This window comes from Allochromatium tepidum (genome assembly GCF_018409545.1).
Classification (GTDB): Bacteria; Pseudomonadota; Gammaproteobacteria; order Chromatiales; family Chromatiaceae; genus Thermochromatium; species Thermochromatium tepidum_A.
Genome location: NZ_AP024563.1, coordinates 2720001 through 2735207, shown reverse-complemented (window position 1 = coordinate 2735207; position 15207 = coordinate 2720001). Strand labels below are relative to the sequence as shown.

General features: G+C 62.2%; 20 protein-coding genes and 1 pseudogene. 15 read left to right on the top strand and 6 right to left on the bottom strand.

Annotated elements, in window-relative coordinates; all coding sequences use genetic code 11:
- The first annotated feature begins 7 nt into the window (after positions 1-7).
- Positions 8-568 carry a Uma2 family endonuclease gene (locus Atep_RS13150; protein ID WP_213378926.1) on the top strand — a complete coding sequence of 187 codons (561 nt, stop codon included), beginning with the start codon at positions 8-10 and terminating at the stop codon, positions 566-568.
- A 6-nt stretch (positions 569-574) separates the two neighbouring features.
- On the opposite strand, the gene Atep_RS13145 is transcribed toward Atep_RS13150, so the two are convergent.
- Positions 575-3061, bottom strand: coding sequence for a DEAD/DEAH box helicase (locus Atep_RS13145; RefSeq protein WP_213378925.1), 2487 nt, complete (start codon positions 3059-3061; stop codon positions 575-577).
- On the bottom strand, positions 3058-4704 hold the full coding sequence (locus Atep_RS13140; protein WP_213378924.1) for a site-specific DNA-methyltransferase: 1647 nt from the start codon (positions 4702-4704) through the stop codon (positions 3058-3060). Before Atep_RS13140 ends, Atep_RS13145 begins: the two co-directional genes overlap by 4 nt.
- A 251-nt stretch (positions 4705-4955) precedes the next feature.
- Here Atep_RS13140 and Atep_RS13135 point away from each other — a divergent pair, with 251 nt between their 5' ends.
- From Atep_RS13135 to Atep_RS13120, 4 genes are all read left to right on the top strand, one after another.
- Positions 4956-5408 carry a tellurite resistance TerB family protein gene (locus Atep_RS13135; RefSeq protein WP_213378923.1) on the top strand — a complete coding sequence of 151 codons (453 nt, stop codon included), beginning with the start codon at positions 4956-4958 and terminating at the stop codon, positions 5406-5408.
- Positions 5409-5410: 2 nt separating this feature from the next.
- Positions 5411-6169 (top strand): HAD family hydrolase, encoded by a 759-nt coding sequence (locus Atep_RS13130; RefSeq protein ID WP_213378922.1) that lies wholly within the window; start codon positions 5411-5413, stop codon positions 6167-6169.
- Between the two features lie 88 nt (positions 6170-6257).
- On the top strand, positions 6258-7367 hold the full coding sequence (locus Atep_RS13125) for a cysteine protease StiP family protein (protein ID WP_213378921.1): 1110 nt from the start codon (positions 6258-6260) through the stop codon (positions 7365-7367).
- The gene (locus Atep_RS13120) at positions 7360-8232 is read left to right on the top strand and encodes an HpcH/HpaI aldolase/citrate lyase family protein (RefSeq protein WP_213378920.1); all 873 of its coding nucleotides are present in this window, start codon (positions 7360-7362) and stop codon (positions 8230-8232) included. The genes Atep_RS13125 and Atep_RS13120 overlap by 8 nt, the downstream gene beginning before the upstream one ends.
- On the opposite strand, the pseudogene Atep_RS13115 reads toward Atep_RS13120, so the two are convergent.
- Positions 8229-8501 (bottom strand): annotated as a pseudogene (locus tag Atep_RS13115) (winged helix-turn-helix domain-containing protein); the annotation flags it as partial. The gene Atep_RS13120 and the pseudogene Atep_RS13115 overlap by 4 nt on opposite strands.
- A complete protein-coding gene (locus Atep_RS13110) occupies positions 8401-9222 on the bottom strand; it encodes an ATP-binding protein (protein WP_213378919.1) in 822 nt (273 codons plus the stop codon). The gene Atep_RS13110 and the pseudogene Atep_RS13115, both read right to left, overlap by 101 nt.
- 232 nt (positions 9223-9454) lie before the next feature.
- Here Atep_RS13110 and Atep_RS13105 point away from each other — a divergent pair, with 232 nt between their 5' ends.
- The 10 genes from Atep_RS13105 (at position 9455) to Atep_RS13060 (ending at position 13842) form a co-directional block, all read left to right on the top strand.
- Positions 9455-9886, top strand: coding sequence for a hypothetical protein (locus Atep_RS13105; RefSeq protein ID WP_213378918.1), 432 nt, complete (start codon positions 9455-9457; stop codon positions 9884-9886).
- A gap of 237 nt (positions 9887-10123) precedes the next feature.
- Positions 10124-10267 carry a light-harvesting antenna LH1, beta subunit gene (gene pufB / locus Atep_RS13100; protein WP_213378916.1) on the top strand — a complete coding sequence of 48 codons (144 nt, stop codon included), beginning with the start codon at positions 10124-10126 and terminating at the stop codon, positions 10265-10267.
- A gap of 17 nt (positions 10268-10284) precedes the next feature.
- The gene (gene pufA / locus Atep_RS13095; protein ID WP_213378915.1) at positions 10285-10494 is read left to right on the top strand and encodes a light-harvesting antenna LH1, alpha subunit; all 210 of its coding nucleotides are present in this window, start codon (positions 10285-10287) and stop codon (positions 10492-10494) included.
- A gap of 104 nt (positions 10495-10598) precedes the next feature.
- The gene (gene pufB, locus Atep_RS13090) at positions 10599-10739 is read left to right on the top strand and encodes a light-harvesting antenna LH1, beta subunit (RefSeq protein WP_213378914.1); all 141 of its coding nucleotides are present in this window, start codon (positions 10599-10601) and stop codon (positions 10737-10739) included.
- 36 nt (positions 10740-10775) lie between these two features.
- Complete coding sequence (gene pufA, locus Atep_RS13085; protein ID WP_213378917.1) at positions 10776-10937, top strand: light-harvesting antenna LH1, alpha subunit; 162 nt, start codon at positions 10776-10778, stop codon at positions 10935-10937.
- A gap of 349 nt (positions 10938-11286) precedes the next feature.
- Positions 11287-11430, top strand: a complete 144-nt coding sequence (pufB, locus tag Atep_RS13080) for a light-harvesting antenna LH1, beta subunit (protein WP_213378916.1) — start codon at positions 11287-11289, stop codon at positions 11428-11430.
- Positions 11431-11447: 17 nt separating this feature from the next.
- The gene (gene pufA, locus Atep_RS13075; RefSeq protein WP_213378915.1) at positions 11448-11657 is read left to right on the top strand and encodes a light-harvesting antenna LH1, alpha subunit; all 210 of its coding nucleotides are present in this window, start codon (positions 11448-11450) and stop codon (positions 11655-11657) included.
- Between the two features lie 104 nt (positions 11658-11761).
- A complete protein-coding gene (gene pufB / locus Atep_RS13070) occupies positions 11762-11902 on the top strand; it encodes a light-harvesting antenna LH1, beta subunit (RefSeq protein WP_213378914.1) in 141 nt (46 codons plus the stop codon).
- Positions 11903-11938: 36 nt separating this feature from the next.
- Positions 11939-12097, top strand: a complete 159-nt coding sequence (gene pufA, locus Atep_RS13065; protein WP_213378913.1) for a light-harvesting antenna LH1, alpha subunit — start codon at positions 11939-11941, stop codon at positions 12095-12097.
- A gap of 302 nt (positions 12098-12399) precedes the next feature.
- Positions 12400-13842 carry a BCD family MFS transporter gene (locus Atep_RS13060; protein ID WP_213378912.1) on the top strand — a complete coding sequence of 481 codons (1443 nt, stop codon included), beginning with the start codon at positions 12400-12402 and terminating at the stop codon, positions 13840-13842.
- Between the two features lie 101 nt (positions 13843-13943).
- Here Atep_RS13060 and Atep_RS13055 read toward each other — a convergent pair whose 3' ends face one another.
- Both Atep_RS13055 and Atep_RS13050 read right to left on the bottom strand, forming a co-directional pair.
- Positions 13944-14600 carry a thiol:disulfide interchange protein DsbA/DsbL gene (locus Atep_RS13055; protein ID WP_213378911.1) on the bottom strand — a complete coding sequence of 219 codons (657 nt, stop codon included), beginning with the start codon at positions 14598-14600 and terminating at the stop codon, positions 13944-13946.
- A gap of 44 nt (positions 14601-14644) precedes the next feature.
- Positions 14645-15166 (bottom strand): disulfide bond formation protein B, encoded by a 522-nt coding sequence (locus Atep_RS13050; protein ID WP_213381685.1) that lies wholly within the window; start codon positions 15164-15166, stop codon positions 14645-14647.
- Between the last annotated feature and the right edge of the window lie 41 nt (positions 15167-15207).

Here is a 15207-nt window from a genome sequence, read left to right as displayed (position 1 = left end):
TGCCGCGATGCATGCACAATCCGCGATTGAATACTACAGCGTCGAGGACTATCGCCACTGGGAGGGCGATTGGGAGCTGATCGGCGGCATTCCGCTCGCGATGTCACCCTCACCCGCTATCGAGCATCAGCGTCTCGGGGCGCGCATCCTGCGCCGGCTTGCCGAGGCGCTTGATGACTGCCCACACTGCGAGGCGCTCTACGAGATCGATGTCGAGTTTTCACGCGATACGGTTGTGCGTCCTGATGTGCTGGTCATCTGCTTTGAGCCTGTCGGCGAGCGTCTGACCCGTGCGCCCGATCTGATCTTTGAAATCCTGTCACCGGCCACGGCGCGACGTGATGAGCACACCAAGTTCCAGCTCTATCGCGATGAAGGTGTGCGCTGGTATGTGCTCGTCGATCCAGCGGCGGCGCGGGCCAAGGTCTATCGGCTGGTCGAGGACGAGTATCGTAAAGTCGGCGACTTTCGCACGGAGTCCTGCCAATTCGAACTGTCGAACTGCATGATTACGTTTGATTTTGGGCGATTGTGGACAGGAGGCGGTGCGACATCTGAGAAGTTTTGAACGGATTCAATATCCCGCTAGATTTTCCACCCGAAACACCTGATCCTCCTCGCAGCGGTCGGTGCGTTCGATGTAGCGCACCGTCATCAGGCGACCCTGGTCGTCCGGCTTGAGGAACAGTGCCGGACCATAGACCCTGTGGGCGGCGTTGAGCTTTTCGATGGTCTCACGGCTGTTGAGAATGTAATCGCCCTTGGTCTCGACCAGCAGAAAGCCCTCGCCACGCTGGCGTCCCTTCACCTTCAGCACGAAGTCGGGAAAGAACTGCCGACCGCTGGGCAGCACGACGGCGACCGACCAGGGTTTGTGCGGCTCGTTGCGATACCAGTATTCGACCGTTCCGGTCGGATCTTCGTCCAGGAGCTTGACGAAGGCGCGTTCCAAGCGGTTCAGGCCGGCGGGCAGGACGCCATAGACATGGCGCGCCGAGCGTTCGGCATCCGGTGCGGCTTCGAGCGCATCCGGCCAGTCGCCCGTATCCTCGACTTTTTTGAACTGGCTAGCGCACGCGCGTTCGGCCTGACTCAGGAGCTTGGGATGGCTCGCTAGGATCAGATTCAGCGCTCGTTCCAGCGTGTCTGGGTCATCGTCGAAGCCACGGTGTCGGAACTCGGTATGCAAACGCCCGATGAGTGCTGCATGAAGGTCGCGCGCGTTTAGATGTTCGAAAAGCAATAATGTTCGTTGTGCCCTGTCGGCCAGTACCCGCGCATCAAGGCTAGAGCGTGCCTGTTCGCTCGTTGCCTGATCGGGGTCGAAGATCTCCAGCGTCTTGCGCGTCAGGGCGATGTGTTCGCGCAGACCGGCATTGATGACATCGCCATTGAAGTCAATCCGCGCTGCGATGCATTGCAACAACTCGTCGGTGCAGAGGGGCATCCGCTCGGTCTTCAGCCGTCGCACCGCTTCGGGACGGAACGCATGGCGCTCCAAGTCGGGCGTTGATTTCACGATGTACCGCGTTCTCGTCTGCTTTGCGGGCAAAGCGTCTCCGCCAAACAGGTCATCGATCAGGGAGGCTGTCCCCGATTGTTCCGCACCTGCCATCGATGTGATCGAAGCCGTTGTGTCGTTCTCATTTGGCGTGGTTTCGGCGCTGCGATCATCACTCGGCTCCGGCTCTGGAAACAGGCTTCCCTGACCGTGCTCAGTCACCTGAAGCTGCGTCTGATCGCCGACACGAAACACCTGGACCGTCTCGCAGATCCCAGCCAACTCATCGCGAATCGCGTTGATCCGCTCACCGGCGCTGACCAGTCCGGTCTGATTCTCGGCGTCGGCCAGGAATACATAGCCTTGAGTGAGGCCGGGCGGCAGCGTGCGTTCGAGGGTGCCGGGTTGCAGCAGGCGATGCACCCGCAGCAGACGCCCGACGACTTGAATCCCGAAGTCGGTATCCTTGGCGCCGCGCAGTGAGGCCAGCACGAAGGCACGCGGGGCGTCGAACCCGAGCGCCACGGCGACCTTGAAGATCAGCACTTCGTAGCGTTCATCGAGCGCCACCGTCAGCAGATCGTTGTCCGGCTCCTTGGCGGTGTAGCTGGCGATGCATTCCTCGGGCACGCCTAATTCCACCAGTCGCGCGCGTGCCTCCTTGACGGCCTGGTCGTGATTGCCGACCTGCACCAGCATCAGCGGCGTCAGGTCGATGCCGGCCTCGTGCAGCGCCTGCTTGATGCGCTGGTGCATGGCCCAGGCTTCGCGCAACGCGGTCTGAGCGAAATCGACGATCGCTTCCAGCCCGGGTTCGGCGAGGAAGGCCACGGCCTTGACGCCGGACTTGATCAGTCCGGCTTCGACCGCCGAGCGGCGGCTGACGGTGTGGCGATGCACGTTCTGGATGTCGCCGGCCTGCCTGAATCGCTCCACGTCGCGATCGTTCGGGGTCGCCGTCACCATCAGGGTGAAATCGGGGCGCAGTATCTTGCGATAAAAGCGGACTGCCTCGCTGCCGGTCTTGAAGAAGGTGTGATGCGCCTCGTCGATCACGGCACCGAGTCGAAATCCATCCTGGCGCAGTTGGGCGATGAAATCATCGAGCGCCGGCGCCTGTTCACTGTTGCGGCGCACGCGGCGCGTCTCGGCGCTGTCGGCGGCCACCGCCGCCCAAGTCGTCACGAACACGTCGCCGCGCTTGGCAGTTGGGGCGAAGCGGTCGATCTGGAGATCGCGCACTCGCAGACCGCTGAAATCGCGTTTGAGCGCCAGCCGGGCCTGTTCGACCAGTCCCTTGAAGGGTGTGAACCAGAACCAGAGGATGCGGGCGTTGTCGTCGTGGTCGGCGCGGCTGAAGGCTTCGGCGATCAAACCTGCCATCAGGGTCTTGCCCGAGCCGGTCGGGGCGTCCAGCAGTACGCAGCCGTTGTAGGCGCTGGCGAGCCGTCGGCCGGCTTCGTCCGGGGCCTGTCGGATCTGGCTTTCGGCATAGCGGAAGATGTCCAGCGTCCGTTTGACTGCGCTGTCCTGATAGTCTCTGGGGACAAGGCGACTCATCGGTTCATCTCCGTGCTGAAGCGATTGATCAGGGCGGCGGGGATCGGCTCGAAGATCAGACGCGGGTCGTTGAGATGTTGCCTCAGCAGTGCGGACTGCCAGGCATGGATGATGACCTGAGCTGCGCCGTCGAGGGCGGCCTGCACGGCGACTGGTGTGGTGTCGTTGATGGCGGTGACATAGAGCAGGCGGGTCGTGCCGAGATCGAGCCGCTGGATCTCGGTCGCCGGGTCGAAGGGGGTGAGGCGGTCGCCGTGGATCAGTTGCAGCGCCAGCCACACCTGATCGTGCCGGATGTCGCGGAACACCGTCTCGGCGGGCAGGCGGCGGGCGCGCAGATAGGCGAAGCGTCCGCCCAGTCCCGGCACGGGTTCGCCCTTGCGGTTGGTGTAGCCGGTCATGACCCGGCGCACCCGTTCGGCGCAGACGTCGCGGCACAGATTCTTGTCGGGTTGGTCGGCGGTCGCTTCGGTGTTGGAGACCAGGATGAAGCGTCGCGCCCCGCCGTCTTCGGCGTTGAGCTTGAGCAGGGCTTGGGCGGTGGTTCCGGAGCCGGCGAAGAAGTCCAGCACCAGATCACCGGGATTGGTGGCGATGCGCAGGATACGCTCCATCAGCCGCACGGGCTTGGGCGTGGAGAAGACCGCCGCCGAGTCCGCGAATTGCAGCACGTCCAGCAGTTCCTTCTTCGCGTCCTGGGTGTGCCCGACCTCCTCGTATTTCCACAGGGTCTGGGGCACCACGCCTTGCTTGACCTCGGTCAGAAAGCGTTTGAACGCGGGCACATTGTTGCCGTTCTTGCCCCACCAGATGCGGTTGTCGGCGTCCAGCTCACGGAACTTCTGTTCCGACACGACCCAGTATCGACCCTCTGGCGGACCTGGAATCACACGCCCGGACGGACAGGTGATCGGATAGGTGCCGAGACTGTAGGGGTTGCGTGCTGAGAGATCGGAGGATTTCCAGAGTCCGCGCGGATCGTCGTCCGGATTCTTGTAGCTCTTGTCCTGCGCCGCCGTGCGCGGCATCGGATTCGGGCGCCAGACATCGCGATCGAGCGCGTAGACCAGCACATATTCGTGATCGTCCGAGAAGTGCAGGGCGCTGTTCTTGGGCGCGTAAGCCTTCTGCCAAATGCAGGTCGCCACCCGATTGCGCTCGCCGAATACCTGATCCATCAGCAGCGCCAGATGGAACACTTCATTGTCGTCGATCGACACCCAGATCGAGCCGTCCTCGGCCAGCAGCTCGCGCGCCAGTTCCAGCCGCCGGTACATGAACTCCAGCCACTGGCTGTGACGGTAGCTGTCGTCGCGGTCGACGAAGCGGTCGTTGTAGATGAAATCGCGATTGCCGGTGTTGTAGGGCGGATCGATGTAGATGCACTTCACCCGCCCGGCATGGCTCATCCGCAGCGCGCGCAGGGCGTCGAAGTTGTCGCCCTCGATGATGAGGTTGTCGAAGGGCGGCTCACCCTGCGAGAGCGCCGCGTCCAGCTCCAGCCCGACGAAATCGCCGTTGACCGAGCGATCGTGCTCGATCCGGTCGCGCTCCCACACCAGCCCGAACGCCCGACGGCGGTCACGTTCGCGCAGCAGGCGGATCAGTTCGTCCTTGGAATAACTCTCGTATGAATCGGCCAAAACGCTGTCTCAATGATGTTGGCGAAAGCGGTGGTTCCAGTGCCGGGGCGCAAGATAGACGCGATCCTCGGGGCGATGGGATATACCATACGGCCCTCAGCGCGAATCCAGCGAGGATCGGCACAGGGCAGGCCAACCGCGATCCGGTGTCCGGGAAGGTTTTGCGCTTGAAATCTGCGCGCTCAACGGACAGGATTATGCACAGATACCGTCTCAGATCCTTTCTCAATCAACCTCACAGGTGACACACCATGGCCTTCCAGGACTTTTTGAACAACCTCAAGCAGAAAGCCTCCGACCTCAAGAACGAGGTGATGAAGTTCAAGAACAAGGACTTCCTGAATGCCGCCGTCAGCGGCTCGGTGCTCATCTCGATGGCCGACGGCCACGTCTCCTCCGACGAGAAGCAGAAGATGATGCGCTTCATCGAGAACTATGAGGCGCTGTCGGTGTTCTCCAGCAAGGAGATCATCGAGTCGTTCCAGAACACCATGACCCAGATCGAGTTCGACAAGGATCTCGGCGAGGCCAAGGCCTATGAGGCCATCCGCAAGATGAAGGGCAACGACGAGGGTGCGCGTCTGATCGTGCGTCTGGCCATCGCCATCGGCGGCGCGGACGGCAACTTCGACGACAACGAGAAGCGCGTCGCCCGCAAGCTGGCCATGGAGCTGGGTCTGAACCCGGCCGACTTCGATCTCTGAGCGTGCACCGACTGGTCTTCCTGGATCTGGACGACACCCTGTTCCAGAGTCGGCGCAAGTGTCCGAGCGACGGGGAGCTGCACCCGACCGCCTATCTGGCCGATGGTCGCGCCCATTCGTTCATGACGGCACGCCAGCGCTCACTGTGGCAACTGCTGGACGACCGGTCGACGCTCATTCCCACCACGGCGCGGGATCAGGATTCACTGCGCCGGGTGGATCTGCCGTTCCAGAGCTGGCGCATCATCGACTATGGCGGGATCATCCTGAATCCCGATGGCCGGCCCGATGACGACTGGATGGCGCGCATGGAGGCGCATTCGCGTGACTCGCTCGACGAACTCAACGCTCTGCTGGATCGGATCCTGACCTTCGTCGCCCATGAGCGTCTGGCGATCCATGCGCGGTTCATCACCGATTTCGGCGTGCACTTCTATCTGGTCGCCAAGTATCGCGACGAACGCGCCGCCGATCTCGACCGGCTGCAAGACGAGTTGGTCGTCCCCTGGGTAGACGAGCAGGCCGGAGCCTATCGACTGCATCGCAACGACAACAATCTCGCCATCCTCCCGCGCTGGCTCGGCAAGGAATGGGCCGTGCGGCACCTGATCGCGCACCTGGGACGCGACTGGGGCGAACTGCTGACCATCGGCATCGGCGACAGTCTGATCGATGGGGCCTTCATGGCCGAATGCGATTACGCCATCACACCGCGCGGCTCGCAGTTGTTCGAGGCCACCCTGTCCCGCGTTCTGGTCTGAGTCCAGCGCTCGGACAGACACCACGCCACCGCCGGACGGACCGGCGGCTCATGCTCGACCAGCGTTCACATCACTGATTTTTCATACCATGAACGAACGACTTGGCCCTGCGCCCTTCTCGGGAAGCTATCGTCCGGGTGACGTGCAGTTCCTTCTCAAGCCGATCGAGATCGACCCCATCGACGTGGCCGAGAAGGAGCGCCTCATCCAGAGCGGACGGCGGCACTACAGCGAAATGCTCAGTCGCGAGTCGCTGCCCTCGGCGCGCTATCTGGAGGTCTTCCAGCGCGCGCTGGCCATGGGTCTGAGGCCGATGGCCCAGGGCGTGCTCGATCTGGCGGCGATCATCGCGGCACGGCGTCCGGGCGAGATCACCCTGGTTTCGCTGGCGCGGGCCGGGACGCCGGTCGGCGTGGCGCTCAAGCATGTGCTGCACGAGGTCTTCGGACGCGATCCCGCGCACTATTCGATCTCGATCATCCGCGACCGGGGGATCGATCGCAATGCGCTGCGCTTCATCCTCGACCGGGCCGGGCGCGATCCGGCGGGACTGGTGTTCGTCGACGGCTGGACCGGCAAGGGCGTGATCGCGCGCGAATTGCGCCGTGCACTCGACGACTTCGAGCGCGATCAGGGGGTAAGCCTGGACGCCGACCTCTATGCGCTCACCGATCTGGCGGGCGTCGGCATCGCACCCTCGGACGCCGACTATCTGATCCCGTCGAGCATCCTGAACGCGACCATGTCGGGACTCGTCAGCCGTTCCATCCTTAACGAGTGCATCGGGCCGGACGACTTCCACGGCTGCGTCTACTATCAAGACTTCGCCCCGGCCGATCGCTCGGTGTGGTTCATCGAGGAACTGCTCAGTGACGCACGCGACCTGCTCGCCGAGGGCTATCGACCAAACGCCCAGCCGGTCGACCCGAGCGTGGCGCGCGCACGCTCGATGGCACTGCTCGCGGACATCCGTGCCGCATTCGGGATTCACGACGAGAACTTCATCAAACCGGGTATCGGCGAGGCCACGCGCGTGCTGTTGCGTCGCGTGCCCGAGCGCGTCATCATCCGCGACCCTGAGGCCCCGGAGGTCGCGCATCTCCTGGAGCTGGCGCATGAAAAAAATGTACACCGGCAGGTCGATCCGACACTGCCTTATCACGCCGTTTCGCTCATCAAGGGGGTGATCGATGCTTGACGCCTATCGTCTCGGCGGATCGCTCTATGTGCCCGTGACCCATCGCGATCTGCTGAACATCGCCAACGGGTTCAAGTGGCCCGAACTACGCTCGGTCATCTTCTGCACCGAGGACGCGGTCGCACCGAGCGCGCTCGAATCCGGGCTGGCCAATCTGCGCGACTGTCTGCAACAGATGGAACCGCGTCCCTCACTACTGCGCTTCGTGCGGGTGCGCAACCCCGAACTGCTCGGCTGGCTGCTGGCACTTCCGGGGATCGAGAAGCTCGACGGCTTCGTGCTGCCCAAGTTCGACCTGAGCAACGCCGATCGCTATCTGGAGCAATGCGGCGACTCCGGGCACCTGTACATGCCGACGCTGGAGACGCGCGACGTCTTCGAGCCGGCGCGCATGATCGCCCTGCGTGATCATCTGCTCGAACGCGGCTATCACGAGCGCATCCTGGCACTGCGCATCGGCGGCAACGATCTGCTGTCCCTGCTCGGCATCCGCCGTCCGCGCGACCGGACCATCTACCACACCCCGGTCGGACACACCATCGCCCAACTGGTGACGCTGTTCAAACCGCACGGCTTCCAGCTCACCGCGCCTGTGTTCGAGCACATCGACCATCCCGAGGTGCTGCGCGAGGAACTGAGCGACGACATCGCCCACGGTCTCTGCGGCAAGACGGCCATCCACCCGAGCCAACTGCCGCTGATCGAGGCGAGCTTCCGCGTCTCGCCGACCGATCTGGAGGCCGCGCGGCGCATCCTGGAAGAGCCGGAGCAGGCGGTCTTCAAGTTCGGCGGCTCCATGTGCGAACTGGCCACGCACAGCACCTGGGCGCGTCACATCCTCGACCGCACGGCGCTCGATTCCTAATCGCTCTCGGCGGGCGTTTCGTAGCGATAGCCGACGCCATAGACCGAATGGATCAATTCCTGATCGGGCACGAGTTCGGCGAGCTTGCGCCTGAGCTTCTTGACATGGCTGTCGATGGTGCGATCCGAGACGACCCGATGGTCGCGATAGATGCGGTCCATCAGCCGGTCACGCGAGAAGATGCGCCCCGGCGCGCCATGCAGGGTTTCGAGCAGGGCGAACTCGACGGCGGTCAGTTCGATCTCGCCGTCGCCCGCGCGCACGCGCAGTTCGTCCCCACAGCCCGCCCTGAGGCGCGGCCTGTGTCGTGATGGTTCCGCCATGGGCCTCGACCACATTGCGCGCGATGGCCGGCCCAAGTCCGGCCCCGCCCGTCTGCCGACTGCGCGACCCCTCGACCCGATAGAGCCGTTCGAAGAGTCGCGGCAGGTCTTCAACCGGAACGCCGGGCGCGCTGTCCTGGAAATCGATGACGACCCGTCCGGTGTCGCGCCATAGCCGAATGGACAGCCCGCCGCCCGGATCCGTGTATTTACGGCTGTTGCCCAGCAGATTGCGAAAGAGCTGCGAGAGCCGCTGTGCATCGGCCTGGATCAGGATGGGTTCGCGTAGCGCATCCTCGAATTCCAGAGCATGGCCAGGGCGATGATCCAGAGCCGGTCGCCCAGGGTGGCTCGAAAGTGCAGGCATCCAGGAGGGACCACGCTCAGGGCGCTCGGGGCGCGGCTCGCTCCAGGGGTCGTGCCGCCCGTGCAGCGCATAGAACCACAGGCGCCGATCCTCGATCAGCGCCCGCCACGAGCCTTCGCGCTGATGGATGTCGACTAGCCGTTCGATGACGCGCGCGATGCGCTCCTGTTCGCGCGCGTCGGCGAACTCGACCAGCCCGCGCTGAAACGACCATTGCACGAAGGCGTGCGATCCCGCCAGCACCACCACACAGGCGAGCAGCAGTGTCAGAAAGACCTTGGAGTGGATCGACAGGCGCATGGGAACGATGTTGGAGGTTCAGCTTGCAAGAAAGATGGATACCGGTCGGCACCGTCGCTCCGCGCGCGATACAGTGACAAGCCCGGCAGCGAGCAATACAATCCCCTGAATCTTGTGGGCAAAACACCGCTTCAGCGCTTCCACACCCATGGCCTCGTCTCCAGGCCGCCGCCGCGACGATGCGCCAAGGCTCATTACGTTGATCCGAATCTTACATAGAGAGGAATTGCACGTGAAGTTTGCGGCTAAAAGAACCTGGCCCGAAAAGGCCACCACCTGGGAGCATGAAGGCGAAGCCGACGGTGCAGAGTCCTTTGCATCGGAATTCGCGACACTCGAACAACTGGCGGTCGATACCGAGTTCGTCGTCATGTGCAAAGAGGGCGATGCACAGCAGGCCCTGTTCTTCCGGGTCTCCGACACCGCCCCCTATCGTCTGGAGCCGGCCAAGGCGCGAACCGCAACCGGGGCGACGGCTGCGCCTGAGGCGGCTTCCGGTCCCGGGCCGTCCGCCGCCGAGGACGAGTCCGAACCCGTGGGACTGCCCAACCTCAGCCCGGTCATCTCGATGATCTTCTACATGGGCAAGGTCGCCTTCATCGCGACCGCCGGCATCGCGCTCATGGCGGTCGTCATCAGCCAGCTCAAAAAGGTTCTCGGGTGATTCGGTATGGGCATCTTAACCCTGTTGAACGGGTTCTTTGGTCGACCGGTAATTTCATCTGTAAAACAGACTTGACATCTGCCCGTGTCAAGCTAAGATGACACCCAGGATCTCGAAGGGTCCTAAAGATTCCGAGTCCGAGAAGTTGGACATGGTGTGCATCCGGCGGTCAGCTAACTCGTGATCCGCAGCGGGTGCGAATGGCGACATCACATATCCAGAGTATGGAGGCCAACAATGGCTGATATGAAGAGTCTGTCGGGTCTGACCGAGCAGCAGGCGAAAGAATTCCACGAGCAGTTCAAGGTCACCTACACCGCGTTTGTGGGTCTGGCCGCTCTGGCACATCTGTTCGTCATCGCGGCGCGTCCTTGGTGGTAATTGAGAGGTATTGAAAAATGGCTATCGAATTCATGGGTTACAAGCCTCTCGAAAACGACTACAAATTCTGGCTGGTCGTCAATCCGGCTACTTGGCTGATTCCGACGCTGATCGCTGTGGCGCTGACCGCCATCCTGATCCACGTCGTGGCTTTCGGTCTGGAAGGTCAGGGCTGGCACGCTCCGGCTCCGGCGGCTGTCGAAGCAGCGGCTCCGGCGGCTCAGTAAGCACCGAATTCATCTCGTCGCGACGCTGATTCGAGGGTCGCGGTGGAATCGTCGTCCTCTGATGATTCAGAGGCACTCAATTTATCCCTTTGGGAGATCAAACGATGGCCGAGCAATCCCTGTCGGGTCTGACCGAGCAGCAGGCGAAGGAATTCCACGAGCAGTTCAAAGTGACCTACACCGCATTCGTCGGTCTGGCCGCTCTGGCTCACCTGTTCGTGATCGCCGCCCATCCTTGGTGGTAAACCGGTTTTAACTCTCTCTCCATAGAGGAACATACAATGAGCGACGTCGCAAAGCCGAAGAACCCTGAAGACGATTGGAAGATCTGGCTGGTCGTGAACCCCGCTACTTGGCTGATGCCCATCCTGATGACCGTGCTGGCTATCGCCATCGCCGTTCATTGGGTCGTGTTCGCAGTCGGCCTCGGCTGGCACGCTTGATCGCGTGACACGCTGATTCCGGAAGTCTCTTCCGGAGCCAAGAAACCGGATCGAGCCTCGGGTTCGATCCGGTTTTCTTTTGTCTGATGCTTGGGTTCTACTGATCCATAAGACCGCTGCGTGCGAGGCTCATCCCGCAAAATCAAAAAGAATTGACCAGGATCAAGAATAAGTGTCTAAAGGTCTTGACATCTGCCCGTGTCAAGCTAAGATGACACCCAGGATCCAGCAGGGATCCTGAGGTATCAAAACCGACTGGGGTAGACGGGACTTCGTTCAGCGGCGTCCGGGTTGCTTAGCCCCAATCGGTGTCGTCAGTAGCGATATCCAGCATCAACGGAGGCCAACAATGGCTGATATGAAGAGTCTGTCGGGTCTGACCGAGCAGCAGGCGAAAGAATTCCACGAGCAGTTCAAGGTCACCTACACCGCGTTTGTGGGTCTGGCCGCTCTGGCACATCTGTTCGTCATCGCGGCGCGTCCTTGGTGGTAATTGAGAGGTATTGAAAAATGGCTATCGAATTCATGGGTTACAAGCCTCTCGAAAACGACTACAAATTCTGGCTGGTCGTCAATCCGGCTACTTGGCTGATCCCGACGCTGATCGCTGTGGCGCTGACCGCCATCCTGATCCACGTCGTGGCTTTCGGTCTGGAAGGTCAGGGCTGGCACGCTCCGGCTCCGGCGGCTGTCGAAGCAGCGGCTCCGGCGGCTCAGTAAGCACCGAATTCATCTCGTCGCGACGCTGATTCGAGGGTCGCGGTGGAATCGTCGTCCTCTGATGATTCAGAGGCACTCAATTTATCCCTTTGGGAGATCAAACGATGGCCGAGCAATCCCTGTCGGGTCTGACCGAGCAGCAGGCGAAGGAATTCCACGAGCAGTTCAAAGTGACCTACACCGCATTCGTCGGTCTGGCCGCTCTGGCTCACCTGTTCGTGATCGCCGCCCATCCTTGGTGGTAAACCGGTTTTAACTCTCTCTCCATAGAGGAACATACAATGAGCGACGTCGCAAAGCCGCGTAATCCTGAAGACGATTGGAAGATCTGGCTGGTCGTGAACCCGGCTACTTGGCTGATGCCCATCTTCTACGCCCTGCTGGTCCTGGCCATCGCCGTCCACGCGGTCGTTTTCTCGGTCGGCCTCGGCTGGAAGTGATCGAACGCCAATCGATGTCCGTCGCCTCGCGGTGACAGTGACGTCGATACCAGACGTACAATGCCGTACGTCGCACGGCGGATGGAATCCCCGAATCTCGGGTGTATTCCATCCGCCGTGTGGTTTTCAAGAACGACTCCCGCCGTCCCTCCGCTCCTAACGCCCACCGGCGTCGCCCCTGAAACTTCCAATCACTTCAATGGAAGCGTACCATCGCCGCTTTGCAACGACGGCATTGATCCTGCGTCGAGCGTGCATCCTTGTGGCGCGCTGTTTCATTCAAGCTCGGAGATGATATTGGCATGAGTCAACCCATCGATCCACGGTTACTCGCCTGGCGGCAGCTCGTGCGCCGACTGCTGCCCTTCGCGGACGTGGCGACCCCGGATTTGCCGATGCCGCGCCTGCTGCGTCTGTCGCTGTTCCAGGTCTCGGTCGCCATCGCCATGGTGCTGCTCACCGGTACGCTCAACCGCGTCATGGTCGTCGAACTCGGGGTTCCGACCTGGCTGGTGGCGACCATGCTGGCCCTGCCGCTGATCTTTGCGCCCCTGCGCGCCCTGATCGGGCACCGCTCGGACTATCACCACTCGGCGTTCGGGCTGCGTCGCGTTCCTTATATCTGGTTCGGCAGCATGTTGCAGTTCGGCGGATTCGCGATCATGCCGTTCGCCCTGCTGTTGCTGGCCGATGCCTCGAACAGTCTCAACATCCTGGGCAAGCTGGGCGCGGGGCTGGCGTTTCTGATGGTCGGCGCGGGTCTGCACACTACTCAGACGGCCGGTCTGGCGTTGGCCACCGATCTGGCCCCGCCGGACAAGCGTCCGCGCGTCGTGGCATTGCTCTATGTCACGCTGCTGCTCGGCATGGTGCTCAGCGCGCTGCTCTTCGGTCGGCTGCTGACCCATTTCTCGCAGCAACTCCTGATCCAGCTCATCCAGGGCGCCGCCGTGGCCACGATCGCGCTGAACCTCGTCGCGCTCTGGAAGCAGGAGGCGGTCGATGCGGTGCGCGCCGCCAATCCGGTCAAGCGTCCGCCGTTTCTGGAGACCTGGCGCGAGTTCGCCGCCGGCGGTCAGGCGAGCCGACTGCTGATCGTCGTCGGTCTGGGTACGGCCGGCTTTACCATGCAGGACATCCTGCTCGAACCCTATGGCGGTCAGGTGTTGGGAATGACCGTGTCACAGACGACCGCACTGACCGCGCTCTGGGCGACCGGAACCCTGGCGGCCTTCGTTCTGTCGGGCTATTGGCTGGCCCATGGCGGCAATGCCTATCGACTCACGACGATCGGCGTACTCTGTGGGTTGCTGGCCTTTTCGGCGATCATCCATGCTGCCAGTTCCGAGTCGGTCACGCTGTTTCGCGCCGGCACGGCCTTGATCGGATTCGGCGGTGGATTCCTGGCGGTCGGAACCTTGACGGCGGCCATGGATATGGCGAGCACCGATCATGGTGGTCTGCACAGCGGCTTGGCGCTCGGCGCCTGGGGTGCGGTTCAGGCGACCGCCAATGGTCTCGCCATGGCGATCGGCGGCAGTATGCGCGATGTCGTGTCCGGGATGGCTGGAGCCGGGGCTTTCGGGCCGGATCTGACGGGGCCGGCGGTCGGATACATCGCGGTCTATGGATTCGAGATCCTGCTGCTGGCGGGCGCCTTGGTCATACTGGTGCCGATGGCGCTGAAACGTGGCGGGGCCGTTGCGCGCGATTCATCCAAGATCGGTCTCGACCACATGCCCTAGACGGCAGTTGTCGCCTTTGGTTCGAAGCACATGACTTGGCCTCGTCCGGTCATGTGCTCCAAAACAGACGAGCCCCGGCGATCGACGCCGGGGCTTTGTTTTTAGACCTTCGCCACACCTTCGTTGCGCGCCCGGTCGATCAATTGGTCCGCGATCGCGAGTAGATCCGGCAGGCCCTTGGCCTTGTGACCCAGCACCGCGTAACGTCCTGCAACGACCAGCGTCGGCACGGCGTTGATCTGATAGCGCTCGGCCAGATAGTCCGCGCGCCCCAGCTTGGTCTGAACGTCGAACGAGTTGAAGGCGTCCTTGAATCGCTGGGTGTCTATCTCCTTGTCAGACAACCATTCCAGGATCTCCGGTTCGGTGTAGAGTTTGGCGCGCTGCTCGTGCAGGGCAGTGAAGATGGCCTGATCGAGTCGACCCAGCGCTTCGAGGCTTTCCAGCGCATAGAAGAGACGCGCGAGGTTGGACCAGGCCTGACGCCCGAAGGTGACGGGTACGCGCCGCAGCACGACATCCTCCGGCAGTGTCGCTTCCCACTGCTTGAGCAGCGGATTCAGGGAACTGCAATGCGGGCAGCCATAGGAAAAGAACTCCAGTACCTCGATCTTTCCAGGCGCATCGCCCGGTTGCGGTGGTGTGATCGCGCGCCAGTCTTCGCCCTCCACGAGTTCGGCTTGGGCGGTCAGTGGTAGGGCAGCGAGCGCGAACGAACCGAAGATGAGTTGGTTGAAGTGTCTGCGTGTCAGCGGCATGGGATGTTCTCCAGTGGGATAGCGATAGGGTTTGGAGTGTGACTCTAGCGGGTTGGCGCGGTCGAACGCGCACGAAGTGAGCAAAGGAGCGCCCAGAGTGCCGCGCTCGTCAGCGCCGTGAAGAACAGCAGTGACAGGTTGGCCAGTGTCAGACCAAACAGGCGAAGGCCATCGTCTTCGCAGAAACCGGTTGCCAGGAACAGTGTTGGCATCTGCTGCCCGAGCCATTCGACGACGGATTCGATCGGCCCGGTCGCGCCGCCGACGCAGCTATTGGTTTCCGAGGGATACGCCTGAATCCAGCTATGATGAGCGGCGACCGCCACTCCGCTCAAGACGATGAACATCACGAGCACGCCGGGCACGAGCGGATTCCCGCCACGCCAGACGACCCCCGCTGCGACGAGCGCTAAGGCGCCGGCCACCAGCATCAGAAGACGCTGGAAGATGCACAGATGGCAAGGGTCCAGATGCAACCACTCGGTCAGCACGACCGACGCAAGGCCGATGCCGATCCCGGCGATCCCTATGAGCAGCCATAGACGTCCAATTCTGTTTAGCGCCATCAGTTTCAAGCCCTCAGTCTGTTCAGGGGTTATGTTGCAGC

Coding starts and splice junctions, on each gene's coding strand:
- Atep_RS13150 (WP_213378926.1), top strand. CDS start 8: ATGCATGCACAATCCGCGATTGAATACTACAGCGTCGAGGACTATCGC.
- Atep_RS13145 (WP_213378925.1), bottom strand. CDS start 3,061: ATGAGTCGCCTTGTCCCCAGAGACTATCAGGACAGCGCAGTCAAACGG.
- Atep_RS13135 (WP_213378923.1), top strand. CDS start 4,956: ATGGCCTTCCAGGACTTTTTGAACAACCTCAAGCAGAAAGCCTCCGAC.
- Atep_RS13125 (WP_213378921.1), top strand. CDS start 6,258: ATGAACGAACGACTTGGCCCTGCGCCCTTCTCGGGAAGCTATCGTCCG.
- Atep_RS13120 (WP_213378920.1), top strand. CDS start 7,360: ATGCTTGACGCCTATCGTCTCGGCGGATCGCTCTATGTGCCCGTGACC.
- Atep_RS13110 (WP_213378919.1), bottom strand. CDS start 9,222: ATGCGCCTGTCGATCCACTCCAAGGTCTTTCTGACACTGCTGCTCGCC.
- pufB (WP_213378916.1), top strand. CDS start 10,124: ATGGCTGATATGAAGAGTCTGTCGGGTCTGACCGAGCAGCAGGCGAAA.
- pufA (WP_213378915.1), top strand. CDS start 10,285: ATGGCTATCGAATTCATGGGTTACAAGCCTCTCGAAAACGACTACAAA.
- pufB (WP_213378914.1), top strand. CDS start 10,599: ATGGCCGAGCAATCCCTGTCGGGTCTGACCGAGCAGCAGGCGAAGGAA.
- pufA (WP_213378917.1), top strand. CDS start 10,776: ATGAGCGACGTCGCAAAGCCGAAGAACCCTGAAGACGATTGGAAGATC.
- pufB (WP_213378916.1), top strand. CDS start 11,287: ATGGCTGATATGAAGAGTCTGTCGGGTCTGACCGAGCAGCAGGCGAAA.
- pufA (WP_213378915.1), top strand. CDS start 11,448: ATGGCTATCGAATTCATGGGTTACAAGCCTCTCGAAAACGACTACAAA.
- pufB (WP_213378914.1), top strand. CDS start 11,762: ATGGCCGAGCAATCCCTGTCGGGTCTGACCGAGCAGCAGGCGAAGGAA.
- pufA (WP_213378913.1), top strand. CDS start 11,939: ATGAGCGACGTCGCAAAGCCGCGTAATCCTGAAGACGATTGGAAGATC.
- Atep_RS13060 (WP_213378912.1), top strand. CDS start 12,400: ATGAGTCAACCCATCGATCCACGGTTACTCGCCTGGCGGCAGCTCGTG.
- Atep_RS13055 (WP_213378911.1), bottom strand. CDS start 14,600: ATGCCGCTGACACGCAGACACTTCAACCAACTCATCTTCGGTTCGTTC.
- Atep_RS13050 (WP_213381685.1), bottom strand. CDS start 15,166: ATGGCGCTAAACAGAATTGGACGTCTATGGCTGCTCATAGGGATCGCC.